Here is a 24757-nt window from a genome sequence, read left to right as displayed (position 1 = left end):
GATGTCGGATCTGATGGTGGACTTCATCATCTCCCTCGACGGCTACGCGGCCGCCGAGGGATGGCCCGGGTTCTGGGGGATGGAGGGGCCCGAGTACCTCGGGTGGATCGGGAGCGAGTCGGAGCAGGAGCACGTCACGCTCATGGGGGCCACGACGTACCGGCTGATGTCCGGGTTCGCCGCCGAGGCCCCCGAGGAGGCCGGGCTCGCCGAACTGACCGCGATGCCCAAGGTCGTCTTCTCCTCCACGCTGGAGGCACCGCTGACCTGGGCGAACAGCGAGCTCGTCAGCGGGGACGCCGTCGAGGCCGTGCAGGAGCTCAAGCAGCGCGAGACCCGGCCGCTGCGCACCGTCGGCAGCCTCAGCCTGAGCCGGTCGCTGCTCGAAGCCGGGATCGTGGACCGCTTCCGCGTGGTCGTCTTCCCGGTCATCACCGGCAAGACCGGTCAGGAACGCATCTTCGACGGATACCCGGACATCACGCTCGACCTGATCAGCAGCCGCACCTTCGACGGCCGGCTCCAGCTGCTCGAATACGCCCCCACGATCCTCGACGGCCCGCCCGGCGCGTGATCGTCGGCGACCGCCTCGCGCAGGACGCGGTCAGTCGGCGAGCAGCGCCTCGATCCGGTGCTGCTCGACGAGCTCTTCGTGGTCCGAGGGGTCCGCCTCGACCAGCACCGCCGAACGTCCCGTCACCTCACCGATGGGACGCAGGAGTTCCAGCGCCTTCTCGCGGGTGGTGAGCACGCCGACCACCAGGGCCGCCCGGTCGAGATCGCCCGGGTCGTCCGCGACGCCGAGGCTCCACGGGATCTCGCACGGGCCCCGGTGCCATTCGTCGGGGCACAGCAGGTGCGCGATCGGGTCCTGCGCCGCGATGGCCTCGGCGAGGCTCGCGAATCCGTCGACCCGGATCTCGTAGACGCGCGCGTGGTTCATCCGTTCCCCCAGGTGATGTTGCCGTGCGAACCAGCATCGCGCCGGAGAGGGGACGGCGGTTCCGGGGCCTCCCGGAGATTTCCCCGAGAGCGCCCCGGAATCGGCTCCTAGCCGAGGTCGAGGATGGCGTAGCCGAAGGCGGGGACCGTGACGGTCTTCCTCTCGACTCGGACACCGCTGTCCTCCACCGGACGGGCCTCGGCCAGCCGGTCGTCGGGGACGTCGACGGTGACCTGCTCGCGGCTCGGGTTGATCGTGATCAGGAAGCGGTCGCCTCGCAGATAGGTCAGCGGGTAGCCGTCGTGGAACACCTCCACCGCGCCGCCGCTGCCGAGCTCGGGGTGGTTCTTGCGCAGCGCGATGACCCGCTGCACGAAGTTCAGCAGCGAGCCCTGATCCGCGAGCTGACCTGCGACGGTCGGCCGGTTCGGGTCCGGGTCCTGCGGGATGTAGAGCTTGTCGGCGGGGGCGGTGGAGAACCCGGCGTTGGGGCCGTCGTTCCACTGCATCGGCGTGCGGTTGTTCTGCCGACCGGCGCTGCCCTCGACGTCCGGCAGGCCCTCGATCAGCCGCATACCGATCTCCTCGCCGTAGTACAGCGTCGGAACGGTCGGCCAGGTCAGCCAGAACGCGAACGCGGCGGGGATCTCCTCCGGCGTGCGGACCCCGTTGTTCAGCCGCAGCGCGCTGTCGTGGTTGGCCGAGGGCAGCAGGATGTGCCCGGGGCGCCCGATGGTCTGCTCGGTCTGCTGCCAGGCGTCGACGAAGGTCTTGGCGCTGCCGGTGCCGTCGGCGCCGAAGTAGGGGTTGTCCTGCCACAACGACTTCCACGGCGCACCGTCGCCGGGACCGTTGACGGGGAGGAAGAAGTCGCCGTCGAAGCCCGCGGGGACCGAGGTCGCGGGGTCGCCCCACTCGGCGATCATCACCGCGTCGGGGTGGTTCTCGTCCAGCCACGCCCTCATCTCGCCCCACAACTTGCCGGTCTCGACCCAGCCCGGGTCGTCCTTGACCAGCGTCGCGGCCAGGTCGCAGCGGAACCCGGAGACACCGAGCTTGAGCCAGTGGTCCATGACCTCGCGCATCGCTTCGCGGTTGCGCTTGGGACCTTCGGCGTCCACCGGCTGACGCCACGGCTCATCAGGGTTCATCCGCGCATAGCCGTAGTTGATGGCCGGCTGCGTCTCGTAGTAGTTCTTCAGGAACGCGCCCTCGCGCGGACCGGGCGAGGCCACGAAGTCCTGCGGCAGGCTGCCGTCCGGCGGCAGCTGGTCGGGGGTCGCCCACACGTAGCGGCTGTCGGTGTTGTCCTGCAGCGACTGCAGGAACCACGGGTGCTGGTCGGAGGTGTGCCCGGCGACCAGGTCGAACAGCACCCGGATGCCGCGGGCCCGCGCGGCGGTGACCAGCTCGGCCACGTCCTCCTGGGCCCCGTAGCGCGGGTGCACGCCGACGTAGTCGGTGATGTCGTAGCCGGCGTCGGTGAACGGCGACGGGAAAACGGGGTTGACCCAGATCGCGGTGACCCCCAGCCACGCCAGGTGGTCGAGGTGCTCGGTGATGCCGCGCAGGTCACCGATCCCGTCGCCGTCGGTGTCGGCGAAGCTCTGCGGATACACCTGGTAGAGCACGGCGTCGGCGAGCCACGAGGGCTGACCCGACGCCGCAGCGGGACTCACCCGCGAGATCGGCAGCGCAGCGGTCCCCGCGAGCACCGCACCCGTACCGATCATGAACGACCGCCTCGACACCAATGCACCCAGCTCCGTCCGGCATACGTATACACAAGCGGCGTTGAATGTACTCCCTCCGAGCGATCTTCAAAAGACGCCGACCGGCACCGCTCGTTCCCAGAACTCGTTCAGCGCCCCGGCCGCGCCACCCGGTGGTCGCCGGGTGCCGCGCAGGACTCAGCGGAGGTCGAGCACGGCGTAGCCGAAGGCCAGGACCGTGATGTCCTGGCCGTTGATCGTCACGCCGCTGTCCTCGACGGCGGTAGCGTTCGCCAGCCGTTCGTCGGGGACGGCGAGCGTCACCGCGTCCCGGCTGGGGTTGACCGTCACCAGGAACCGGTCACCGCGCAGGTAGGTCAGCGGGTAGCCGTCGTGGAAGACCTGCACGTCGGCGGCGGTTCCGAGCTCCGGGTTGGCCTGGCGCAGCGCGATGAGCCGCTGCACGAGGTTCAGCAGCGATCCCGGATCGTTCCGCTGGCCCTCGACGTTCGGCCGGTTCGGGTCGGGATCCTGCGGGAGGTAGAGGTTTTCGGCCGGAGCCGTGGAGATCCCGGCGTTGGGGCCGTCGTCCCACTGCATCGGCGTGCGGTTGTTCTGCCGACCGTTGCTGCCCTCGACGTCCGGCAGGCCGTCGACCAGCCGCATGCCGATCTCCTCGCCGTAGTAGATCAGCGGGACGATCGGCCAGGTCAGCCAGAACGCGAACGCCGCCGGGATCTCCTCCGGCGTGCGGACGCCGTTGTTCAGCCGCAGCGCGGTGTCGTGGTTGGCCGAGGGCAGGATGACTCCCCCGGGCCGCCCGATCGCGTACTCCGCCTCGCGCCAGGCGTCGATGAAGATCTTGGCCGTGCCGGTGCCGTCGGCGCCGAAGTAGGGGTTGTCCTGCCACAACGAGCGCCACGCCTCGCCGGTCTGGAAGAAGAAGTCGCCGTCGAACCCGGCCGGAACCGCGACCTTCGGATCACCCCACTCGGAGACCAGCACCGCGTCGGGGTGGTTCTCGTCCAGCCAGGTGGCCATCTCGCCCCAGAGCCTGCCGGTCTCGACCAGGTCCGGGTCGTCCTTGATCAGGCTCGCCGCCATGTCGCAGCGGAAGCCCGAAACCCCCAGATTCAGCCAGTGGTCCATGACCTCGCGCATCGCTTCGCGGTTGCGCTTGGGACCTTCGGCAAGCGGTGACGGGAAGATCGGGTTCATCCAGATCGCGGTGATGCCGAGCCACTGGAGGTGATCGAGGTGGTCGATGATGCCCTGCAGGTCACCGACTCCGGTGCCGTCGGTGTCGGCGTAGGACTGCGGGTAGATCTGGTAGAGCACTGCGTCGGCCAGCCACGAGGCGTCCGCGCGGGCAATCCGGGGAGATGACTCGGAGATCGGCAGCACGGTCGCTCCCGCGACCAGCGCTCCGGTGGAGATCATGAACGATCGCCTGGACACCGCCATGTCCGTTCCCCAATCGGAATACGTATGAAAATGTCAGGCCGAAGCTAAGCCGCTCGATCGCCCGCCGGAACGTGCAAGAACGCGTTCAGACCCGAGTGGACCAGACCATCCCGGTTGCCAGTTTTAAACCTGGACATCTAATATCCGGGTTGTGCGGATGAACGAGGGCGTGGAGTGGGCGGTGCACAGCTGCCTCAACCTCGCGTGGCTGGGCGAGGACCGGGCCGTGCCCGCGGCGAAGCTCGCCGCGTTCTACGAACTTCCCGCCGCATACCTGAACAAGCAGCTCCAGGCGCTCGCCCGCGCAGGGATCGTCACCTCGACGTCCGGGCCGCGCGGCGGTTTCCGGCTCGCGCGACCGCCGGAGCAGATCACGCTGATGGACGTGGTCGCCGCGATCGAAGGCCCCGACGAAGCGTTCCGGTGCACCGAGATCCGCCACCGCGGCGGCTCCGGCAGCGGCTCCCGCAGCGAAACCCCGTGCGCCGTCCACACCTCCATGCGCAAGGCCGAGCTCGCCTGGCGGCGGGAGCTGGCGTCGCAGTCCATCGCCGACATCGCGGCCACCGTGGACGACCACTCCCCGGCGGCCGCCGAGCGGGTCCGTCGCTGGTTCGGCGACACCCGCACCTGATCGAACCCCTCCCGAGCAGGGGTTTTGGCACCGACCAATTCTGGATATCAGATGTCCGAGATAAGGAGATGACGATGCGAGGACGGATCGACGACCTGCCCGCCAAGGCGGGCGACGGCTACGCGGCGATGAGCTCGCTGGAGGTGTTCCTCGCAGGCAGCGGAGTTCCGAAGGACCTCCAGCACCTGGTCAAGCTGCGCGTCAGCCAGATCAACGGCTGCGCCTTCTGCGTCGACATGCACAGCAAGCACGCGAGGCAAGGGGGCGAGACGGACGAGCGGCTCTTCGGCGTCGCGGCCTGGCGCGAATCGCCGCACTTCACCAGCGCCGAACGCGCTGCGCTGGACCTGGCCGAATCGGGCACCCGCCTGGCCGACAACCCGCACGGCGTGCCCGACGAGGTCTTCGAGAAGGCGCGCGAGGAGTTCGACGAGGCGACCCTGACCGCGCTGGTGATGCTCATCGCGGCCATCAACGCCTGGAACCGGATCAGCGTCATCAACCGGACCGTGCCCGGTTCCCACACCCCGCGCTGAGGATCCGCCGGGCGGCCTCCCACGGGCCGCCCGGCGAAAACCTCAGTCCACCAACAGGTCCTCGATGGTGATCGGGATGTGGCGGACCCGGATCCCGGTCGCGTTGTGGACCGCGTTGGCGACCGCGGCGGCCATGCCGACCGTGCCGATCTCGCCGAGCCCCTTGGCGCCCACCGAGTTGTGCAGCGTGTCCGGGTACTTCACGAACTCCACGTCCACCTCGGGGATGTCGGCGTTGACCGGCAGCAGGTAGCTCGCGAAGTCGCCGTTGGCCAGCCGACCGTCGCCCTCGACCTCCATGGCCTCGTGCAGCGCCGCCGACACGCCCCAGATCATGCCGCCCTGGAGCTGGCTGGTGGCCAGCTTGTCGTTGATGATCCGGCCGCAGTCGAACACGCCGAGCATCCGGGACACTCGGGTCTCCCGCGTCCACCTGTGCACCTTGACCTCGACGAACTGCGCGCCGAACGAGCTGAAGGAGTGCTTGGTCAGCTCCTCGCCGGGCGCCGAGGACCCGCTCACCGACACCGAGTCGCGGCCCAGCTCCCGCAGCAGGTCGCCGAAAGCCATCGACCGGCCGTCGGCGAACAGCTCGCCGTGGGCGTAGGTGACCTCCTCGCCCTCGAACGGCGCACCCGGCCCGGAGGCCAGCGCGGTGAGCTCGTCGACCGCCGCGGTCCCCGCGAGCTGGATCGCCGTGCCCACGCTGGCCGTGGCCGTGGAACCACCCGACAGGCCGCCCGGCGGCAGCGCCGAGTCGCCCAGCTGCGGGGTGATCCGCTCCTCGGGCAGGTCCAGGGACTCCGCTCCGATCGTCGACATCACCGTCAGCAGCCCGGTCCCCGGGTCCGCACCGCTGGTGGAGACCACGGCGGTCCCGTCGGCCCGCAGCTCGATGCCGACCGTGGCCGGGAACCGCAGCGCCGGGAACATCGCCACGGCCACGCCCATGCCGACCTGCCAGTCGCCCTCGGTGCGGCCCTGCGGGCTGCGGTTGGCCCAGCCGAAGCGCTGCGCGCCGACGTCGAAGCACTCGTCGAGGTGCTTGCTGGACCACTGCAGGTCCTTGCCGGGCGGGGCGGTCGAGTTGTTGCGCTTGCGCAGCTCGATCGGGTCGATCCCCAGCTCGACCGCCAGCTCGTCGATCGCGCTCTCCAGCGCGAACGAACCCGGTGCCTCACCGGGAGCGCGCATGAACGTCGTCGGCGGGACGTTCAGCGGCACGATCCGCTGCGACACCGCGAGGTTCGGCGTCGCGTACCACTCCAGGGAAGTCCCGTGCGAGGTCGGCTCGACGAACGAGCGGTCCGAGTCGGTGGTGCACCACGAGTCGTGCTGAACCGCGATCAGGCGGCCCTCGCGGTCGGCGCCCAGCGCGACCTTCTGCCTGGTGGCCGCGCGGCCGGCGGTCACCGTGAACACCTGCTCGCGGGTCAGCGCGGCCTTGACCGGCCGTCCGAGCGCGCGGCTGGCCGCCGCCGCGAGGAACGCCGGCGTGGAGGTCTTGCCCTTGCCGCCGAAAGCACCGCCCACGTAGGGGTTCACGACGTGGACCTGCGAGACGTCGACGCCGAGCGCGGTGGCCATGTCCGCGGCGACCATGTGCGATCCCTGGTTCGGCGTGTAGAGCGTGAGCTCGCCGCCCTCCCACAGCGCGACCGCCGAGTGCGGCTCCATCGCGGCGTGGTTCTGCGTCGCGGTCGAGTAGGTGTGGTCGACGACCACCGGGCTGCCGGCGAAGGCGTCGGCGATGGACTCGAAACCGGCGTCGCCGTCGAGGATCTCCAGGTCTTCGCGGTCCGGCGCCGCCTCGGCGTCGGCCAGCCCCTCCTCGAACGAGGTCTTGGCGGGTTTGGCCTGGTAGCCGACCTCCACCAGCGCCGCGGCGTCGCGGGCCTGCTCGAAGGTCTCGGCGATGACGAGACCGATCGGCTGGCCGTAGTAGGCGACCTCGCGGTTCTGCAGCGGAACCCAGGTCACGCCCAGCATCGAGCTCGGCGTGGCCAGCTCCAGCTTGTCGAACGGCGTGTACACGCCGAGCACACCGGGCGCGCTCTTGGCCGCGGTGACGTCCATGCTCTCGACCTCGCCGCAGGCGATCGTGCTGAGCACGAGGTAGCCGTAGACCATGCCGGGGAAGTTGTTGTCGGCCCCGTACTTGGCCTGACCGGTGACTTTCAGCGGGCCGTCCAGCCGACTGGTCACAGCTGCATCCCTTCGGTGGTTTCGAGCAGGGCGCGGACGATCGTCCGCTTCAGCAGGGACACCTTGAACGCGTTGCCGGACAACGGCTTCGCCCCTTCGGCGGCGAGCGCGGCGGCGGCTTCGAAGGTCTCCTGGGTGGCGGGCTTGCCGCGCAGCACGTCCTCGACGACGCCGAGCTTCCACGGCACCGTCGCCACACCGCCCGCGGCCACGCGGGCGTCGGCGATCACTCCGCCGCGCACGTCGAGCGCCACGGCGGCCGAGGTCAGCGCGAACTCGTAGGACTGCCGGTCGCGAACCTTGACGTAGGTGGAGTTGGTCGCCCAGTCCAGCTTCGGCACGACGACCTCGCCGATCAGCTCGCCCTCGCGCAGGTCGTGCTCGGCCTCGGGCGTCTGGCCCGGCTGCATGTAGAAGTCGGCGAGCTTGACGGTGCGCTCACCGTCGGTGCTGACCAGCTTGACCTCGGCGTCGAGCGCGACCAGCGCGACCGCCAGGTCGCTGGCGTGGGTGGCCGCGCACGCGTCGCTGGTGCCCAGGATCGCGTGCATCCGGTTGGCTCCCTCGATCGCCGGGCATCCGCTGCCCGGGTCACGACGGTTGCAGGGCTTGTCGACGTCGCGGAAGTAGCCGCAACGCGTGCGCTGCATCAGGTTCCCGCCGATGCTGGCCATGTTGCGCAGCTGCTGCGACGCGCTCTGCAGCAGCGCGCGCGAGATCGCCGGGTACACGCCGGGAGTCGCGGCCACGTCGCTCATCCGCTCCAGCGCGCCGATCCGCAGCCCGTCGGAGGTGTCGATGCCGCGCAGCGGCAGGCCGTTGATGTTCTGCACCCGCTGCGGGGTGAGCACGTCGAGCTTCATCAGGTCGACGAGCGTGGTGCCACCGGCCAGGAATGTGCCGGTGCCGCCGAGGGCGTCGTCGATCGTGGTGGGTGCGGTCAGTTCGAAGGAGCGCATCAGCCCGCCTGCCTCGCCTGTTCTACTGCCGCCACGATGTTCGGGTAGGCCGAGCAGCGGCAGATGTTGCCGGACATGAACTCGCGGACGTCGTCGACGTCCTGCTCGACTGCGGCCACGGCCGACATGACCTGGCCGGACGTGCAGAAACCGCACTGCAGCGCGTCCTGGTCGAGGAAGGCCCGCTGCACCGGGTGCAGCGACTCGCCGTCGGCGAGCCCTTCGACGGTCGTCACCGGCTCCTGCACGGTGGCCGCCAGCGTGAGGCAGGACAGGACGGGACGGCCGTCGACGTGCACGGTGCAAGCGCCGCACTGCCCTCGGTCGCAGCCCTTCTTGGGGCCGGTGACGCCGAGCTTCTCGCGCAGCGCGTCGAGCAGGGTCACGCCGGGATCGACGCTGAGCTCTTCCGTCCTACCGTTGATTTCCAGTGAGAGGTCCACAGAATCTCTTCCCCGCCCTTCCGCCGTGGGCGTTGGGCGGAATGCTCGTGGTGGTGGGAGCTAGACTCGAAGGCTGAATCGGATACTCATCCACTTCAGCTGGAACCGAAGCTACCGGATTTTTATCCGCTTCGCAACGAGCACGAGTGTTCTGACCCTCAAGACTGCCCAGGTCCCGCGAGCGGTGCACTACATTCCAGGTCAAGACCAGGTAACCGACCGGGGAGGGACGATGACGACGGGCTCCGTGAACCCCCGGCGTGCGGACACCCGGCGCAACCACGAGGCCATCCTGAACACCGCGGCCCGGTCGCTGGCGTGCTCGGAGCAGGTCTCGTTCAACCACATCGCCAAGCAGGCAGGCGTCGGCGTGGGCACGGTGTACCGGCACTTCCCCACCACCGAAGCGCTCATCATCGCCGTCTACCAGCGCGAGCTGGACCACCTCGGCGAGGTCGTCCCGGAGCTGCTGGACCGGCACGAGCCCGAGCAAGCGCTCCGCACCTGGGTCACCGACCACCTCGCGCACTACATGATGACCAAGCGCGGCCTGGCCAAGGCGCTCGTCGCGGCCACGTCCTCCCCCGCCGAACTACCGGTCAACGCCCACGAAACCCTGGTCGAGGCGATCACCGCGCTGCTGCGCGCCAACGTCGATGCGGGCAACATCCGCTCCGACGTGAACCCGGAAACGGTGCTGCGCGGCCTCGGCGGACTCTTCTACCTCAACCCCAAGAGCGAGTGGCGGGAGGAGACCGCCGATCTCCTCGACCTCATCTGGCGAGGCATGAGCGTCTAGGACGTGGGGCCCGGCGAGCGCGTCCAGTTCGGACTTGGCTCCGGTCGGCGGCTGAGGGACGCCCCGTGGTGAGGCGACGAGAATTCAGTTGTCGCAGGCGGGTTGGTCGTGAAGGCTGCGAGGGTGGAATTCGTGGAGATCCCGGTCGGCGAAACCGGGTGCGGGCCTTACGGGGTCGCGGTGGGGCCGGACGGTGCGATCTGGTGCACGGAGGTGCACCACGGCCGGGTCGGACGGCTCGACGCCGACGGGAGCTACCGGGGATTTGCGGTCGGGCCGGCGGATTCCCGGCCGACGGTGATCGTCGCCGGACCTGATGAGGCGCTGTGGTTCACCCTGTACCAGGGCAACCGGATCGGGCGGATCGGCACCGACGGTTCGGTGAGCGGGTTCGACGTGCCCGGCGCCAACCCGTACGGGCTCGCGGTCGGTCCGGATTCCGCGTTGTGGTTCACGGCGATGAGCACCGACCGGGTCGGGCGGATCACCGTCGACGGCGCGATCACCGAGTTCGCCCTGCCCGAGTCGGGCGGGTTCCCCTCGATGATCACCAGCGGCCCGGACGGGGCGTTGTGGTTCACCCTGAACCAGGCCAACGCGATCGGGCGCATCAGCACCGGCGGCGAGGTGCGGGTCTTCCCGCTGCCCACCGAGTACGCGGCACCGGTCGGGCTCACCGCCACCGACGACGCGTTGTGGTTCGTCGAGATCGGCGCTGGTCAGGTCGGCCGCATCCGGCCCGACGGCGAGATCGCCGAGTTCCCGCTCCCCGACCGCGCCGCCCGGCCGCACGCGATCACCGCCGCACCCGACGGGACCTGCTGGTTCACCGAATGGGCCACCGGCCGCCTCGGTCACGTCACCCCCGATGGGCGCGTCGAGACGCACGCGCTCCCCGATCCGTCCTCCGAGCCCCACGGGCTCACCCTCGCCGCCGACGGGACGCTCTGGGTCGCCCTCGAATCCGGAGCGCTCGCCCGCGGCGGTTCCGATCCGAACTGACCGGATGAACCGGACATCGATCCCGGGCGGTTCGGACCCGAACCGCCCACCGACGTCACCGAGCACTCGGGCTCCGGCGGCTCAGGCGAGCCATTCCAGGGTGGCCGCGGTGAGGGCTTTGACGCCGGTGGTGAGGGTCGGTTCGATCTCCGGGGCGAAGCCCGGGGAGTGGTTTGCCGGGATCTCCTGCGCCACCCGGTCCTCGGCCAGGGCTCGCTGGAAGCGGCCGGGCTCCGTGCCGCCGAAGAACCAGTAGCAGGTGGGAACTCCCGCCGCCGTGCCGAACAGGCCGACGTCCTCGCTGGCCATTGCGGGCGGCAGGTCGAGCACCGCGTGGTCACCCAGCGCGGCGCGCAGGGCGCCGGTGGCTCGAGAGGTGGCGCCGGGGTCGTTGACCAGCAGCGGGAACCGGGTCAGCTGCTCGAACTCCGGTTCTCGCTCGGCACCGGACGCGATCGCCTCCGCCCGGACGATGCGCCGGACGGCCGCCAGGACCCGCTCGCGGACGCGTTCGTCGAAGGACCGGATGTTGACCAGCAGTTCCGCCTGGTCGGGGATGATGTTCTCCTTCGTGCCCGCGCGGACCGAACCGACGGTGAGCACTGCGGTGTCATCACCGGCGACCTCGCGCGAGACGACGGTCTGCAACCGCATCACCGTCGCCGAGGCCATCACCACCGGATCGATCGCGTTCTGCGGCTGCGACCCGTGCCCGCCGCGACCGAACATGGTGATCTTCACGCTGTCGGCGGCCGACATGCTCGGCCCGCTCATCATGCCCACGAACCCGCTCTGGAACGGGAACACGTGCTGCCCCAGGCACACGTCGGGTCGCGGGAACCGCTCCAGGAACCCGTCGTCGAGCATCGCCCGCGCCCCGGCTCCGAGCTCCTCGGCCGGCTGGAACACCGCCACCACCGTCCCCGACCAGCGCGAACGCGCCGTGATCAGCAGGTCCAGCGCGCCCAGCAGGCTGGTGACGTGCATGTCGTGACCGCACGCGTGCATCACCGGGACGTCCGATCCGTCGGACGAGGTGGCCCGCTGCGTGCTCGCGTAGTCGAGCCCGGTCTGCTCCTGCACCGGCAGCGCGTCGAAGTCCGCGCGCAGCAGCACCGTCGGCCCGTCCCCGTTGCGCAGCACCCCGACCACACCGGTGCGGCCTACGCCGGAGGTGACCTCCAGCCCGAGGGCCTCCAACCGCCGGGCGACCTCCGCGGCCGTGCGGTGCTCCTGGAACGACAGCTCAGGATGGGCGTGCAGGTCCTTGTACAGCGCGATCAGGTCGTCGCGGATCGCGTCCAGTCGTCGGAACACGTCGTCCATGAGCCCTCCATACGCCGACTACCGGCATGATTGCGGGCCGAACGGCTGCCCGGAAGGCCAGACCAGGCTCTCCTGGACAGGACGTCCGTTCGCTTCCAGACGCATGATCGGCATCGCCTTGCCCACCGGGTTGCCCTGCCCGGCCTGTTCGTTCTGGTAGGCGATCTTGCCGGTGGCGCCGCCGAACGGCTCTACGCAGTCGATCGCCTTGATCTTATCGGCCACCTTCGTGTACAGCCGGTTCACGTCGGGGACCTCTCGAGCGCCCTTCGTGGCGACCAGGAACGCGTCGTGGACCGACATCGCGTAGCCGTCGAGCAGGCCGTCATGGCCGTCCAGCCCCGTCTCGACGAACTGGGATTCGAAGGATCCGTAACTGGCCTGGTTCTCCTCCTGCCCGGGCTCGTTGGCCCACTGCCCCATGGTCGCGACGCTGGTGTAGAACACCCGCACCTGCCGGTTGTCGAACTCGGGCAGCGGCCGATTCACGATGTTGGTGGCGTCATCGCTGGTGACCACGTCCATGTCGCCCACTCCGGAGCAGGATCCGTTCTGCGACATGGTTTTGAGCAACGGGTCCAGATCGATGCCGCGACCGGCGAAGTACAGGTACCGCGGCTTCTCCAGGCAGATCCTCGTGTAGACGCGGGCGAACTCACCCGCCATGAAATCCGCGCGCGGAGATCCCTCGGAGCCGCTCAACGAGGTGAACCGCACCGTGCTGAACTCCCTGTCCCGGTAGGCGTCCTTGAAGGCCCTGGCCAGCGTGCGCGCGTAGATGTCGGTCTCGTTGGTGTCCTCGACCAGCATCACCTTGTCCGCACCGCGTTCGCGCAGGTAGGCCGCGCCGGCCCTGGCCGCGTCGATGTTGGTCGGGGTGATCCGGAAGAACTTGTCGAGGTCCTTCTTGTCGTCGTCGACGTGCTTGTTCATGTTGTCGGCGCTGGCCATTCCGCTCACCACGGCGATTCCGGCATCGGACAGCCGACTCGCGGCGGTCCGGGTGTGTTGGAGGCTCTGCCCCAACCCCACGACCGCGACGATGTGCTCGCGCTCGCGGGCGGCCTGGATCTGCCGCGCAGCTTCTTCCGCCTCCTCGACGGAGGTCCCGTAGTTGGCCAGCAACAGCTTCACCCGCGGAGACGTGCCCCCGACGACGAGTTCGGCGTTGGCGCGCCGTGCCGCGGTGAGCGCTCCCTCCACACCGTGACGAACGCTGGAACGGCCGATGCTGGCGAGTCGGGGATCCGGGGTCATGTTGTCGAGCACCACCACGGTGACGGAGTTCGGCTCGGTCACCCCCGCGTTGTGCTCGGCGACGCGTTGCCTCAGGTCACCGACGGCATCGTTGGGGCCGAACGAGGTGTTCTCGACGTTGAGCCCCACGCAGTTGGACGACGGTTCGACCGTCGTCATCGCCGTGTCGCACGGTTTCCAGGGCTGCCACACCGCCAGCCCGGCGGCGACCGCTGCGACGACCACCAGCGTGGCGATGACCTTGTGGCGGCGCAGCCAGGAGCGGGGCTGCACCGGAGCGGACGGGGTGGAGCTTCGGAACAGGGGCATGACCGGTCCAATCCGAAGGGTCAGAACAGCTGGTCAGCACGGCGCGCGGCTTCGTAGAGCGCCGCGACGTCCGGGCGGTGTGACAGTGGTGCGAGTTCGTGGAAGCTCTGCACGACGATGTTCTTGCGCTCCCGGTCGGGACCGGCCAGCGGATTCGCGATCAACCAGTGCGCGGCGATCAACCGGGCGAGCACGTTGCGCACCTGGTCCCGCTCGGCGGGTCCGTCCCGCAGGTCCTGCTCGACGAGGTCGGCGTAGACCTGGGCGTTGTCGCGGTGCAGCGGTTTGTCGTCCGGAGCGCTGGTGACCAGGATCAGCAGGTCGACCCACTTCTGGTGCGGCATCTGGTCGAAGCGTTCGTGCAGTGTCTCGACGACCTCGCCGAACCGGCCCAGGGCGAGCAGGCAGTAGGAGGTTCGGGCGAGGTCGCGCCGGGTGTGCGGATCGTTGAGCAGCGCCTTGAACTGCGTCTCGTACGAACCCCCGTCCTGCTCACCGCGCGCGTTGAGGGCGAACAGCAACGTCCGGGCGATCCACGGGTGCAGCAGGGACTGGTCCTCGGTTCCGCCGTCGCGGTCCGGGGCGATCACCCACAGCGCGCTGCGCAGCTCGGTGAGGATGCGGCCGGTCTGCGGCAGCGAGACGAGGCTGGTCGACTCGGCCGGGACGAGCCACGGCGCGGTCGCGAACGGAGCCGCGTTGACGAATTCCGCGAGGTCCACGTCCTGCAGCTGCTCGGAGACGCGCAGGTCGGTCAACCGTTGCTGCCAGGCTTCGGGGGTCGACTCGGCGGGTTCGAGGATGTCGCGCCTGCCTTCCCGCAATCGGGCGGCGGGCAGCATTTCGGAGACCGCCTCGACCGCCTTCGGGAGCCCGGCGGTGGCGCGCTGGGCCAGCTTCGCCTCGCTGAAGTACGGGCTGTGCCCGATCAGGCTCGCGGTCTCCTCGATCTCCAGCGGTTCCAGCAGCACAGGGTGCACGGACGCCTGAGGTCTGTCCACTTCGGAGTTGTTGCGCCAGTGGCCCGCGTCGCGGCAGCGCGGCACCACCAGCACCTCGTCGGATCTGGTGGCAGCGGACTTCCACGGTGCGTGCCAGTGCGATTCCCACTCGGGGTTCCACCGGCCGCTGGTGCCGATGAACAGCAGCGGATCGTGCTCGTTGTGCTGCCTCAGATGTCGTTCGCGCGCGGCGATGATGTCGCTGAGGAACTCGTACCCGCCGGGGTGGTCGAGGTTGTCCAGCAGCACCACCCAGTTGTGCGAGTGGGTCTTGCCCGCCTCGTTCTCGCAGGAGCACGCGCTGCCCAGCTCCGGGCGCGCCATGACGGGGTGGTTCTCCCGCACATCGGCCAGGAAAGCCGAGGTCAGCCAGGCCGTCATGGCCTCCGGTTCGTTGCGGGCCCGTCGGCTGAGCTGGATCAGCGCGTCCAGCGGCTCGGCGCCCTCGGCCTCCGGGATGTCGGCGTGCCAGCGCTTGGCGCCGGCCAGCGACCTCCGGCCGATCGTGCGGATCAACCGCGGCAGCACCAGCTTCGCCGCGGTGACCAGCACCGGGTCCAGCATCGGTTCGGCCGCGTCGGCGGTGGAATCCACCTGGCCCGCGATGTCGTTGGCGCGTGGGCTTTCGGCGAACTCGCGCAGCGCGGCGCTCATCTCGGCCCTGGCCTTCACCCGGTCGAAGGTGTCGAGGTTGGCCTGCACGGCGACCAGCCCGAGCGCGAACCGGGTGAACTTCGCGCTGCGCCGGGCGCGCCAGCGACGGGAGAGGTCTTCGGAGATCGCGGCCAGCGCCACGACCGTGGTCGCGGGCTGCTCGCGCCCGAAGTCGAACGGCTTGGCGTGCACCACGCTGTTCCCGCAGTCCTGCGAAATGGACTGCAGAGCTCGGGTTTTGCCCGATCCCGTCGGCCCGAGCAGCACCATGATGGGCTGAGCGCTGGAAGGCTCATCAGTTGCCCGGTTCCACAAGAGGCGTCGAGCGAGCATGGCGCTGTCGGTCAACCGCACGGGCTCCGTCATCCGCATCCCCTTCGCCTCGGACACCGCTGCCCGAATTGCCCGTCGATCTTACGGGGGCCGGGAGACCGCGTGGGGCCGTTTCGCCGAGAACGCCCTGCGGCGAACGGCTCAGCGGTGGGCGGGGAACTCGATGACCTGCTGATAGGTGGGGCGGTTCTGCCAGGAGATCTTGTCCTGGTCGATGCCGCCGACCTCGTTCTGCACGATGGAGTCTGCGCACCACTGGTCGCCGGGGTCGCAGTCGGCGTCGCCCGGGTAGGTCTCCTCCGACGGGGTCGCGGCGGCCTGGGCGAGGGTGTCGAGCAGCATCTGGCGGCACGCGCCCGGGTCCCCACCGCCGCACAGCGGTGCGCCGAAGCCGCCGGGGACCTGCTCGCCGAGAACGGCGCGGATGTCCTTGGAGACCTGGCCGAACCAGCCGAACTGGAACGTCGAACCCTGGTGGCCCTGGCCGACGTGCAGACCGGGTTCGCCGTTCTGCCAACCCGACGGCGACTCGTTGATCTGCATCATCGCGGTCATCGCCTGGTAGGCGGGGGTTCCGACGGCGGGTTCGAACTCGGCGCGGACCAGCAGCGGCCACCACGCGTCGAACAGCTCGATGGCCTCGGCGTGCGCGTAGGACTTGCTGCCCGGCGAGGTCTCGGTGCGCTTGCCGCCGTCGGCCAGCCACGTGCGCAGCTCGTCGACCAGCGGTTTCGAGCGCTCGTCGGGTTCGCCGATGACGCGCAGCAGGTCGGGAAGGACCCGTTCGGCGCGCAGGTCGGTGACCGCGGCGTCGGCCATGGCCCGCACGAGCTCGGCGCGGCTGAACTCGTCACCCGAGGCGATCTGCTCGCGCACCCGGCGATCGAGCAGATCGCCGCGCTGCACCGCGCCCTTCTCCGCCCGGTCGCCCGCGGTTCCCGGGGCCTGCTTGTTGTTCCAGCTGATGTAGTAGTCCTGGTTGAGGGAGTTCGGGTGCTCGGCGAAGGGCTGGTAGGTCGCCGTGTTGGTCTCCGGGTCCCAGCCCGGCCACTCGTGGGCCGGGTCCGAGACGATCGGCATGCTGGGGTCGACGTGGGGCCGGCGCACCACGTTCGCCCCGGAGTTGAAGTACGCGGTGTCGCGGGAATCGGCGTAGAACCAGTTGAACGTGTAGTTGATGTCGTGCGCCGCGCGCTGGAAGTCCTCCGCCGAGGACACCGCCGACGGGTCGTTGAACTTCTGGAACCCGATGATCGAGTCCACCTCGTGCAGGAAGGTCGACCGGGCGGTGGTGTAGGCGACCGGCTTTCCGTCCACAGTGGCCCGATGCGTGACGGGTCCGTGGCGGGTGCGGAAGGACACCAGCCGGTAGGAGCCCTCCGGGGTGTCGTCGCCGAGGTTGGGCTTCCAGGAGTTCTGCCGCTCGATGGTCTGCATCGGCAGGCATTCGCCGTGGAAGCGGTAGAAGGTCGAGTCCTTGGTGACCGGGCCGCCGTCGGGCGAGCACAGCTCGACCGCGTAGGTGTCGATCATGTCCTGCGAGGCGGTGGTGGCGCTCCACGAGTAGTCCTGGCCGCGGCCGAGCAGCGTGTAGAAGCTCAGGCCCGCGAACGAGGCGCCCTTCGAGGAGATGCCCGGACCCTGCAGCTCTTGCAGGGTCAGCAGCTGCGGCGAGAAGTAACCCGTCTGCGGGCCGAACACCGCCACCGGGTGACCGCTCTCGGTGTGCGCGCCGGAGACCACGAGCGCGTTCGACATGCCCCTGCGCTCGGCCATGTCGGCGGGCAGGACGCCGTCGTCGAACATGCCGCGCAGCGGGTCCTCGGGATCGACGACCGGCCGCGAGGGCTTCTCGTCGGGTTGGTTCGCCGAGCCGGTCGGGTCGAAGACGAGCTGCTGGTCCGCGGCCGATCCCGGATCCGGCATCGCCACGCCCTCGGGATTCGCCGGGGCGTTGCCGTACTCGAAGGAGCTCCCGTCATGGATCGTGCTGATGGCCTCCGGGTCGTTCTCCGCGCGGAAGGCCGCCCAGACCTGCTCACCGCGTTCGGGCCCGAAGCGCTCGTGCAGCGACATCCTGGCGACGGCGTTCTGCACCTCTCCCCCACCGCCACCGCCGAACTGGGCTCCGATCAGCGACGCCAGCACCACCAGGTCGGTGAGCTCGAACGGCTCGATGCGGCCCTCGTTGGTCACCGGGTCCACGTGCCCGGTCGCGACGTACTCGCCCGGGAAGTAGCGACCCCGGTGGGACTCCTGGATGTAGGCGTTGATGCCGTCGACGTAGGACTGCGCGTCCTGCAGCGCCATCCGGCCGCGCTCGCCCTGGGCGGCGACCCGGTCGATCTGGTCCCGCAGCTCCTCCTCGGTGTAGGGCGAGACGGAGAAGAAGCTCTGCTCCAGCTTCCGGTTGGCGGGCGCGCCTCCGGCGAACGGGGTCACCTCGCCGCGACCGGCGTGGCGCAGCGCGTCCATCAGGAACAGCTTGTCCTCGGCGGTGGTGTAGCCCGCGCCGAAGGTGGTTCCGGAGCGGGTGTCGCCGTAGACGTGCGGGACGCCTGCGGTCTTGTCGCGGACGACGGTGACGTCGGCGCGCGGCCGGTAGGTGCGCTCGACGTCGTCCGGCCGCACGCCGAAGGAGTGGTCGTTGAAGAACTCCTGGATGGTGCCGGTGGTCAGCTCGCGGTACCCGCCTACCAGCGCGTCGTACTTCTCGAGCTGGTCGTCGGAGTGCTTCGGGCGGGTGCCCAGCAGCATGTGCGAGACCAGCTCGGCGAAGGTCGCGTTGCCGTTCTGGCCCGGCGGGAGGATGTCGTGGCACTGCTGGCGGCAGTAGTCCTCCGGCGGCTGGGCGTTGGCCCCCGGGGCGATCAACAGGGATCCCGCGATGACCGCCACGAGGGTGACGACCAGTGAACGTCGCGCCATGCCACGCCCTTTCCGATGCGGATCTGATCCGGCACCGGAACGCTAGCTACCCCGACGGTGAATTGAAAGATCTTCACATTGGGGTTGATCCGATCGGCCCAACCTCAGGCCGACTTCACGCCGCTGCGCTGACGACCGAGCCCGTCGATCTCCATCTCGACCACGTCACCCGGAGCCAAGAACGGGAAGCGCCCGGACATCGCCACGCCCTCCGGAGTGCCGGTGATGACCAGGTCTCCCGGCTCCAGCGTCAGGTACTGCGAGAGGTGGCGGACGATCTCGCCGACGCCGAAGATCATGTCGGCGGTGCTGGAGTCCTGCCTCGGCTCTCCGTTGACCCAGCTGCGCAGCCGCAGCCCCTGCGGGTCGGCGACCTCGTCCGCCGGCACGAACCACGGACCGACCGGGTTGAACGTCGGCGCGCACTTGCCCTTCGACCACTGGCCGCCGGACTGCTCCTTCTGGAAGGAGCGCTCGGAGACGTCGTCGGCCAGCACGTAACCGGCCACGTGCGACAGGGCCTGCTCGGCGCTGTCGAGGTAGCTCGCGCGCTGCCCGATGACCACGCCGAGCTCGACCTCCCAGTCGACCTGCTCGGCGCCGCGCGGGATCACCACGTCGTCGTGCGGACCGACGACGGTGTTGGGGTGCTTGAAGAACAGGATCGGCACTTCCGGTGGCGCGGAACCGGATTCGGCGGCGTGGGCGGCGTAGTTCTGCCCGATGCACAGCACCGCCATCGGCCGCGCGATCGGAGCGCCCACCCGCATCGCCGTGCCGTCGGCCGGGTCGTCCACGGCGGTGAGCTCGCCCGCGGCGAGCGCTGCCCGGGTGCGGGCGACGCCGTCACCCGCGAGGAACTCGCCGTCGATGTCGCCGGTCAGCGGGCTCAGGTCGAACAGCCGCCCTCGATCGTCGAGCACGTGCGGACGCTCCTCCGAGAACGACCCCAACCTCAGGAACTTCATGACCGACCTCGTTTCGCCTGTGTGAAACCCGTTCAAGCAAGCGAAATCCGATCAGCGCGGACAGAGCGCGTCAAGACCCGCGCAGCTTGCGCGAGACCACACCCAGCGCATCGGTGAGGGCGCGCAGCTGGTCGCGGTCGAGCACGTCGATGAGGTGCTCGCGGACGAGCTCGACGTGCCCCGGCGCGGTCTCCTCCAGCTTGCGCCTGCCGGCCTCGGTCAGGCGGGCGATGACGCCCCGGTCGTCGGTCTCGCAGGTGCGGCGACCCACGAGCCCGGCCTTCTCCAGCTGCGTGACCTGGTAGGTCAGGCCGCTCTTGGAGGTCACCACGAGCTGGGCGAGCTCGGACATGCGGACCTCGCCCTCGGGTGCCGCCGAGAGGCGGACCAGGATCTCGTACTGCGGGTGGGACAATCCCGCCTGTTCGCGGAGCTGCTGCTCGACGCGGCGGTTCACGAGGTTGCCCGCCTCGACGAAGGCGTTCCAGGCGGCCATCTCGTCGGCGTCGAGCCAGCGCGGTTCGGTCACTCCCCCATTCTATCTTGTTCGAATTTGAACCACGAGGTACATTTGATTCAAATTCGAACGAGGAGGTTCCCGATGGCCGAGCGCATGCCCGCCCTGTACCTCAGCCACGGCGCCCCGCCGCTGGCCGACGACGAGCTCTGGCCCGGCGAGCTGGCGGCCTGGTCGGCCGACCTGCCTCGCCCCGAGGCGATCCTGATCATCTCCGCGCACTGGGAGGAAGCACCGCTGGCGATCGGCGCGACCAGCACCGTCCCGCTGGTCTACGACTTCTGGGGCTTCCCCGACCGGTACTACGACGTCCGCTACGCCGCGCCCGGAGCCCCGGCCCTGGCCGAGCGGGTGCGCGCGCTGCTCGGCGGCGCCGAGACACCGGTGGTCGACGTGCCCGATCGCGGCCTCGACCACGGCGCCTACGTGCCGCTGAAGGAGATGTACCCCGACGCCGACATCCCCGTCCTGCAGATCTCGATGCCGACCCTGGAGCCCGCGGCCCTGATGCGCGTGGGCCGGTCGCTCGCGCCGCTGCGCGACGAGGGCGTGCTGATCGTCGGCAGCGGGTTCTTCACCCACAACCTCTCGGCCCTGCGCTCGGCATCGACGCCGAACTGGTCGGTGGAGTTCGACGACTGGGGTGGCCGGGCCCTGGCCTCGCGCGACATCGACGCGCTCCTGGACTTCGAGCACAAGGCCCCGGCCGGGCGGTTGGCCCACCCGCGCACCGAGCACTTCGCGCCGCTGTTCGTGACGCTCGGAGCCGCGGACGAGGACCTCGACGCCCAGCGCGTCCCGATCGAGGGCTTCTGGTGGGGCCTGGCGAAGCGCTCGGTGCAGTTCGGCTGAACCTCACCAGCACGACGACCGTGGACAACGGATCCGAATTGGCCGGGCCAAACGGATTTCGATCATGGACGGTTCGGACCAAACCGCCCCCGGTCCGGGGAGGCCTGGGCGACCCGGAAAAGGTCAGTGGCGGAGTTGGCGGTGGACTGCTTCGACCACCTCGGTGAGCGGGGCCCGGGTCTCCTCGGTCCAGTTCTCGCCGCAGCGGGGCGTCGGGGCCGAGACCGACATGCCCGCGACCACCTCGCCCGCGTGGTCCCGGATCGGGACCGCCAGGCAGCGGCAGCCGATGATGTACTCCTCGTCGTCGACGGCGTAACCCTCGCGGCGCACCTCGTCGAGCTGGGCGAGCAGTTCCGGCAGCGCGGTGATCGTGTTGTCGGTGAAGCGCTCCAGCTTGACGTCCTCGTAGCGGGCCACGACCTCGTCGTCGGTCAGCCCCGCCAGCAGCGCCTTGCCGAGCGCGACGGAGTGCGCGGGCAGCCGCATGCCGACCGCGGAGACGAGCTTCATCGGCTGCGGGGACTCGGCGATGGCGATGTAGACGTTCTCGATGCCGTCGAGCCGGGACAGCTGCACGGTCTCACCGGTCTGCTGCGCGAGGCGTTCCATCAGCGGCAGCGCCAGGCCGACGATGTCGCGGTGCCCGGTGTAGCCCTGGCCGACGGTCCAGGCCTTGAGCCCGAGGCCGTAGGTGCGGGTGGTCGGGTCGAACTCGGCGAAGCCGCGGTGCACGAGGGTGCCGAGCAGGCCGTGCACGCTGGACAGCGGCAGCCGCAGCGTCTCGGCGATGTCGCTGAGCCGGTGCCTCCCCCGGGAGAGCAGTTCCAGGATGATCAGCGCGCGATCCGCGGACTTCACCAGGTTGTGCCCGTGCGAGCTGGCCGCTTCGTCAGCCGTCACCCCTCGAATCCTCCTGCTCCCTCGTCGTCCCGAGCGGGACTACCGAACAGTACAGCGAGCGAGAAGCGACCGCGCGGCTCCACCATGGGCGCATGAGATCGGCTTCTCCGTTCCACCCGCTGGCCTCGGCGATCGACCTGCCGGAGGCCGAGCGGCGGCGCATCGAGTGGTGGCGCGAGCACCGGATCTTCGAGCGGAGCCTGGAGCAGACCGCCGACGGCCCGCTGTGGGTGTTCTACGAAGGTCCGCCGACGGCCAACGGCACGCCCGGCACCCACCACGTGGAAGCCCGGGTGTTCAAGGACGTCTTCCCCCGCTTCCGCACCATGAAGGGCTTCCGGGTGCCGCGCCGGGCGGGCTGGGACTGCCACGGCCTGCCGGTCGAGCTGGCGGTGGAGCGCGAACTGGGACTGAGCGGCAAACCTGATGTGGAGCGGCTGGGCATCGCCGAGTTCAACGCGCGCTGCCGGGAATCGGTTCAGCGCTACGTGGGTGAGTTCGAGGCCGTCACGACGCGGATGGGTTACTGGATCGATCTCTCCACGGCCTACTGGACCATGTCGGCGCCCTACGTCGACAGCGTGTGGTGGGCGCTGCGGCGGATCTTCGACGCCGGGCTGCTGGTGGAGGACTACCGCGCCGCGCCGTACTGCCCGCGGGACCAGACGACGTTGTCGGCGCACGAGGTCGCGCAGGGCTACGAAACAGTCGAGGACCCTTCCGTTTTCGTGCGCCTGCCGCTGGAAGAGCCGCTGGCGGGCCATGATGCCCAGCTGCTGGTGTGGACGACGACGCCGTGGACGCTGGTGTCCAACACCGCCGTCGCGGTCCACCCCGAGGTCACCTACGTGCTCGCGCGCGGTGAGCGCGGCACGTTCGTGGTCGCCGAGTCGCTGACCGACGTCTTCGGGGGCGAGGTGGTGGCCCGGATTCCGGGCCGCGATCTGGCAGGACTCGCCTACCGCCCGCCGTTCGACCTGGTGGAGGTCCCGGACGCCCACCGCGTGGTGCTCGCCGACTACGTCTCCACCACCGACGGGACGGGCTTGGTGCACCTGGCACCGGCGTTCGGCCCGGACGACCTCGCGACGGGCCGCGCGAACGGGCTCGCGGTGGTCGACCCGCTCGGCCCGGACGGCCGCTTCGACCCGGCGCTGCCGCTCATCGGCGGCATGTTCTTCAAGGATGCCGACCAGGTCCTGGTCGAGGACCTGCGGCGACGGGACGCGCTGGTCGGCGAGGGGACGATCGAGCACGCCTACCCGCACTGCTGGCGCTGCCACACGCCGCTGATGTACCTCGCGCAGCCCTCCTGGTACATCCGCACGACCGCGATTCACCAAGCGCTGCAACGGGAGAACGAGAACACCCGCTGGTACCCCGAGCACGTCAAGCACGGCCGCTTCGGCGACTGGCTGGCGGGCAACGTCGACTGGGCGCTGTCCCGCAACCGCTACTGGGGCACTCCGCTGCCCCTGTGGCGCTGCGCGGACGGGCACGTGACGGCGATCGGTTCCCGCGCCGAGCTGGGCGAACGCACCGGCCGCGATCTCTCCGAGCTCGACCCGCACCGGCCGCACATCGACGAGATCACCTTCGCCTGCCCGGAGTGCGGGCAGCGGGCCGCGCGGGTGCCGGAGGTGATCGACGCCTGGTTCGACTCGGGTTCGATGCCGTTCGCGCAGCTGGGCTACCCGCACGCGCCGGGAAGCGCGGAAGCGTTGGCGCGCAACTATCCGGCGGACTACATCTGCGAGGCGCTGGACCAGACCCGCGGCTGGTTCTACACGCTGATGGCGATCGGAACGCTGCTGTTCGACCGCTCCAGCTACCGGAACGTGGTGTGCCTGGGGCACATCCTGGCCGAGGACGGCCGGAAGATGAGCAAGCACCTGGGCAACGTGCTGGAGCCGTTGCCGCTGATGGAGGCCCACGGCGCGGACGCGCTGCGCTGGTTCATGCTGTGCAGCGGTTCTCCCTGGTCGCCGCGCCGGGTGGGGCACGAGGCGCTGCGCGAGATCGTCCGCAAGGTGCTGCTGACCTACTGGAACACGGCCTCGTTCTTCAACCGCTACGCGGCGCTGTCGGAGTGGGCCGAGCCCGATCCGCCCGACGAGCGGCCGGTGCTGGACCGGTGGGTGCTGGCGCGGCTGAACCAGGTGGTGCGGCAGGTGGATTCGCGCTTGGAGGACTACGACACCGCCGGGGCCGGCCGGGTGCTGGCGGAGTTCGTCGACGACCTGTCGAACTGGTACGTGCGCCGCTCGCGCCCGAGGTTCTGGGACGGCGAGGTCAACGCCCTGCGCACCTTGCACGAGTGCCTGGACGTGCTGACCCGGCTGCTGGCCCCGTTCATCCCGTTCCTCACCGAGGAGGTCTGGCAGCGCACCGTTCGCCCGGGGTCTCCGGACTTGCCCGATTCCGTGCACCTCTCGGCCTGGCCCGCACCCGGCCCGATCGACGAGGAGTTGCTGTCCCTGGTCGACGTCGAGCGGAGGCTGGCCGTGGCGGGGCGGTCGTTGCGCCGCGACGAGGCGCTGAAGGTGCGGCAGCCGCTGGCGACGGCGGTGATCAGCCCGGAGCTGCCCGCCGAGCTGCGGGCCGATCTCGCCGAGGAGATCAACGTCCGCGAGGTCGTCACCGGCGACGTCGCCGGAACCGGGTGGCCGTCGGAGGAGCAGCGGGAGGTCGGGATCGCGCTGGACACCGCGATCACGCCGGAACTGCGGTTGGCCGGGCTGGCGCGGGAGATCATCCGGTTCGTGCAGAACTGCCGCAAGCAGGACGGCCGGGAGATCACCGACCGGATCTCGTTGCGCTGGAGCGGTTCCGCGGAGGTCGGCGAGGCGTTGCGGGCGCACCGGGACGAGATCGCCGCAGCCGTGCTGGCGGCCGAGGTCGTCGAGAGCGCCGATGCCGGTGAGCACGCCGACGCCAAGCTGGGCATGTCGGTGACGCTGGTCCGGGCATAGCGAAAGGCCGTGGACGGCGAGCGCGTCCACGGCCTTTCCT

General features: G+C 69.9%; 20 protein-coding genes. 7 read left to right on the top strand and 13 right to left on the bottom strand.

Going from position 1 to position 24757, the window contains the following annotated elements; all coding sequences use genetic code 11:
• The first annotated feature begins 1 nt into the window (after position 1).
• Positions 2-574, top strand: coding sequence for a dihydrofolate reductase family protein (locus tag AB0J78_RS16315; RefSeq protein ID WP_363789728.1), 573 nt, complete (start codon positions 2-4; stop codon positions 572-574).
• 30 nt (positions 575-604) lie between these two features.
• Here AB0J78_RS16315 and AB0J78_RS16310 read toward each other — a convergent pair whose 3' ends face one another.
• From AB0J78_RS16310 to AB0J78_RS16300, 3 genes are all read right to left on the bottom strand, one after another.
• Entirely contained in the window at positions 605-943 is a 339-nt protein-coding gene (locus AB0J78_RS16310) for a hypothetical protein (RefSeq protein WP_363789727.1), read from the bottom strand.
• A gap of 107 nt (positions 944-1050) precedes the next feature.
• Positions 1051-2676, bottom strand: coding sequence for an alpha-amylase family glycosyl hydrolase (locus AB0J78_RS16305; RefSeq protein ID WP_363789726.1), 1626 nt, complete (start codon positions 2674-2676; stop codon positions 1051-1053).
• A 177-nt stretch (positions 2677-2853) separates the two neighbouring features.
• Positions 2854-4119 (bottom strand): alpha-amylase family glycosyl hydrolase, encoded by a 1266-nt coding sequence (locus AB0J78_RS16300; protein WP_363789725.1) that lies wholly within the window; start codon positions 4117-4119, stop codon positions 2854-2856.
• A 157-nt stretch (positions 4120-4276) separates the two neighbouring features.
• On the opposite strand from AB0J78_RS16300, the gene AB0J78_RS16295 reads away from it, so the two are divergent.
• Both AB0J78_RS16295 and AB0J78_RS16290 read left to right on the top strand, forming a co-directional pair.
• Complete coding sequence (locus AB0J78_RS16295; protein ID WP_363789759.1) at positions 4277-4753, top strand: Rrf2 family transcriptional regulator; 477 nt, start codon at positions 4277-4279, stop codon at positions 4751-4753.
• A gap of 74 nt (positions 4754-4827) precedes the next feature.
• The gene (locus AB0J78_RS16290) at positions 4828-5289 is read left to right on the top strand and encodes a carboxymuconolactone decarboxylase family protein (RefSeq protein WP_363789724.1); all 462 of its coding nucleotides are present in this window, start codon (positions 4828-4830) and stop codon (positions 5287-5289) included.
• A 42-nt stretch (positions 5290-5331) separates the two neighbouring features.
• On the opposite strand, the gene AB0J78_RS16285 is transcribed toward AB0J78_RS16290, so the two are convergent.
• Genes AB0J78_RS16285 through AB0J78_RS16275 form a run of 3 tightly spaced genes read right to left on the bottom strand, consistent with a single transcriptional unit; the run spans position 5332 to position 8896 of the window.
• Positions 5332-7494: a xanthine dehydrogenase family protein molybdopterin-binding subunit gene (locus AB0J78_RS16285; protein WP_363789723.1), complete on the bottom strand. Its 2163-nt coding sequence runs from the start codon at positions 7492-7494 to the stop codon at positions 5332-5334.
• Positions 7491-8453: a xanthine dehydrogenase family protein subunit M gene (locus AB0J78_RS16280; RefSeq protein ID WP_363789722.1), complete on the bottom strand. Its 963-nt coding sequence runs from the start codon at positions 8451-8453 to the stop codon at positions 7491-7493. The genes AB0J78_RS16285 and AB0J78_RS16280 overlap by 4 nt, the downstream gene beginning before the upstream one ends.
• Positions 8453-8896, bottom strand: a complete 444-nt coding sequence (locus AB0J78_RS16275; protein ID WP_132681550.1) for a (2Fe-2S)-binding protein — start codon at positions 8894-8896, stop codon at positions 8453-8455. The genes AB0J78_RS16280 and AB0J78_RS16275 overlap by 1 nt, the downstream gene beginning before the upstream one ends.
• 232 nt (positions 8897-9128) lie before the next feature.
• Here AB0J78_RS16275 and AB0J78_RS16270 point away from each other — a divergent pair, with 232 nt between their 5' ends.
• Complete coding sequence (locus tag AB0J78_RS16270; RefSeq protein ID WP_363789721.1) at positions 9129-9695, top strand: TetR/AcrR family transcriptional regulator; 567 nt, start codon at positions 9129-9131, stop codon at positions 9693-9695.
• Positions 9696-9818: 123 nt separating this feature from the next.
• Positions 9819-10697 carry a virginiamycin B lyase gene (locus AB0J78_RS16265; RefSeq protein WP_363789720.1) on the top strand — a complete coding sequence of 293 codons (879 nt, stop codon included), beginning with the start codon at positions 9819-9821 and terminating at the stop codon, positions 10695-10697.
• 81 nt (positions 10698-10778) lie between these two features.
• Here the strand turns inward: AB0J78_RS16265 and AB0J78_RS16260 are convergent, their stop codons facing one another.
• From AB0J78_RS16260 to AB0J78_RS16235, 6 genes are all read right to left on the bottom strand, one after another.
• Positions 10779-12023 carry an amidohydrolase gene (locus AB0J78_RS16260; protein WP_363789719.1) on the bottom strand — a complete coding sequence of 415 codons (1245 nt, stop codon included), beginning with the start codon at positions 12021-12023 and terminating at the stop codon, positions 10779-10781.
• A gap of 18 nt (positions 12024-12041) precedes the next feature.
• Entirely contained in the window at positions 12042-13589 is a 1548-nt protein-coding gene (locus tag AB0J78_RS16255) for a hypothetical protein (RefSeq protein WP_363789718.1), read from the bottom strand.
• Between the two features lie 20 nt (positions 13590-13609).
• Positions 13610-15610 (bottom strand): hypothetical protein, encoded by a 2001-nt coding sequence (locus tag AB0J78_RS16250; RefSeq protein ID WP_363789717.1) that lies wholly within the window; start codon positions 15608-15610, stop codon positions 13610-13612.
• A gap of 108 nt (positions 15611-15718) precedes the next feature.
• Positions 15719-18505 carry a penicillin acylase family protein gene (locus tag AB0J78_RS16245; protein ID WP_363789716.1) on the bottom strand — a complete coding sequence of 929 codons (2787 nt, stop codon included), beginning with the start codon at positions 18503-18505 and terminating at the stop codon, positions 15719-15721.
• A 104-nt stretch (positions 18506-18609) separates the two neighbouring features.
• Complete coding sequence (locus AB0J78_RS16240; RefSeq protein ID WP_363789715.1) at positions 18610-19473, bottom strand: fumarylacetoacetate hydrolase family protein; 864 nt, start codon at positions 19471-19473, stop codon at positions 18610-18612.
• Between the two features lie 70 nt (positions 19474-19543).
• Positions 19544-20002, bottom strand: a complete 459-nt coding sequence (locus AB0J78_RS16235) for a MarR family winged helix-turn-helix transcriptional regulator (protein ID WP_363789713.1) — start codon at positions 20000-20002, stop codon at positions 19544-19546.
• Positions 20003-20074: 72 nt separating this feature from the next.
• On the opposite strand from AB0J78_RS16235, the gene AB0J78_RS16230 reads away from it, so the two are divergent.
• Complete coding sequence (locus AB0J78_RS16230) at positions 20075-20842, top strand: class III extradiol ring-cleavage dioxygenase (protein ID WP_363789712.1); 768 nt, start codon at positions 20075-20077, stop codon at positions 20840-20842.
• A 123-nt stretch (positions 20843-20965) separates the two neighbouring features.
• Here AB0J78_RS16230 and AB0J78_RS16225 read toward each other — a convergent pair whose 3' ends face one another.
• Positions 20966-21745, bottom strand: a complete 780-nt coding sequence (locus tag AB0J78_RS16225; protein WP_363789711.1) for an IclR family transcriptional regulator — start codon at positions 21743-21745, stop codon at positions 20966-20968.
• 92 nt (positions 21746-21837) lie between these two features.
• On the opposite strand from AB0J78_RS16225, the gene ileS reads away from it, so the two are divergent.
• A complete protein-coding gene (ileS, locus tag AB0J78_RS16220) occupies positions 21838-24717 on the top strand; it encodes an isoleucine--tRNA ligase (protein WP_363789710.1) in 2880 nt (959 codons plus the stop codon).
• The last annotated feature ends 40 nt before the right edge of the window (positions 24718-24757 follow it).

Origin of the sequence: Saccharopolyspora sp. NPDC049426 (genome assembly GCF_040676935.1) — a bacterium.
Taxonomy (GTDB): Bacteria; Actinomycetota; Actinomycetes; order Mycobacteriales; family Pseudonocardiaceae; genus Saccharopolyspora.
Note: the sequence above shows the minus strand (reverse complement) of the source record. Positions and strands in the feature narration are given on the sequence as shown.

Bases quoted from the DNA above. Each gene is read 5' to 3' on its own strand.
- AB0J78_RS16230 (WP_363789712.1), top strand. From the start codon at position 20,075: ATGGCCGAGCGCATGCCCGCCCTGTACCTCAGCCACGGCGCCCCGCCG.
- AB0J78_RS16245 (WP_363789716.1), bottom strand. From the start codon at position 18,505: ATGGCGCGACGTTCACTGGTCGTCACCCTCGTGGCGGTCATCGCGGGA.
- AB0J78_RS16315 (WP_363789728.1), top strand. From the start codon at position 2: ATGTCGGATCTGATGGTGGACTTCATCATCTCCCTCGACGGCTACGCG.
- AB0J78_RS16300 (WP_363789725.1), bottom strand. From the start codon at position 4,119: ATGGCGGTGTCCAGGCGATCGTTCATGATCTCCACCGGAGCGCTGGTC.
- AB0J78_RS16310 (WP_363789727.1), bottom strand. From the start codon at position 943: ATGAACCACGCGCGCGTCTACGAGATCCGGGTCGACGGATTCGCGAGC.
- AB0J78_RS16250 (WP_363789717.1), bottom strand. From the start codon at position 15,610: ATGACGGAGCCCGTGCGGTTGACCGACAGCGCCATGCTCGCTCGACGC.
- AB0J78_RS16270 (WP_363789721.1), top strand. From the start codon at position 9,129: ATGACGACGGGCTCCGTGAACCCCCGGCGTGCGGACACCCGGCGCAAC.
- AB0J78_RS16255 (WP_363789718.1), bottom strand. From the start codon at position 13,589: ATGCCCCTGTTCCGAAGCTCCACCCCGTCCGCTCCGGTGCAGCCCCGC.
- AB0J78_RS16295 (WP_363789759.1), top strand. From the start codon at position 4,277: ATGAACGAGGGCGTGGAGTGGGCGGTGCACAGCTGCCTCAACCTCGCG.
- AB0J78_RS16280 (WP_363789722.1), bottom strand. From the start codon at position 8,453: ATGCGCTCCTTCGAACTGACCGCACCCACCACGATCGACGACGCCCTC.
- ileS (WP_363789710.1), top strand. From the start codon at position 21,838: ATGAGATCGGCTTCTCCGTTCCACCCGCTGGCCTCGGCGATCGACCTG.
- AB0J78_RS16305 (WP_363789726.1), bottom strand. From the start codon at position 2,676: ATGATCGGTACGGGTGCGGTGCTCGCGGGGACCGCTGCGCTGCCGATC.
- AB0J78_RS16240 (WP_363789715.1), bottom strand. From the start codon at position 19,473: ATGAAGTTCCTGAGGTTGGGGTCGTTCTCGGAGGAGCGTCCGCACGTG.
- AB0J78_RS16260 (WP_363789719.1), bottom strand. From the start codon at position 12,023: ATGGACGACGTGTTCCGACGACTGGACGCGATCCGCGACGACCTGATC.
- AB0J78_RS16290 (WP_363789724.1), top strand. From the start codon at position 4,828: ATGCGAGGACGGATCGACGACCTGCCCGCCAAGGCGGGCGACGGCTAC.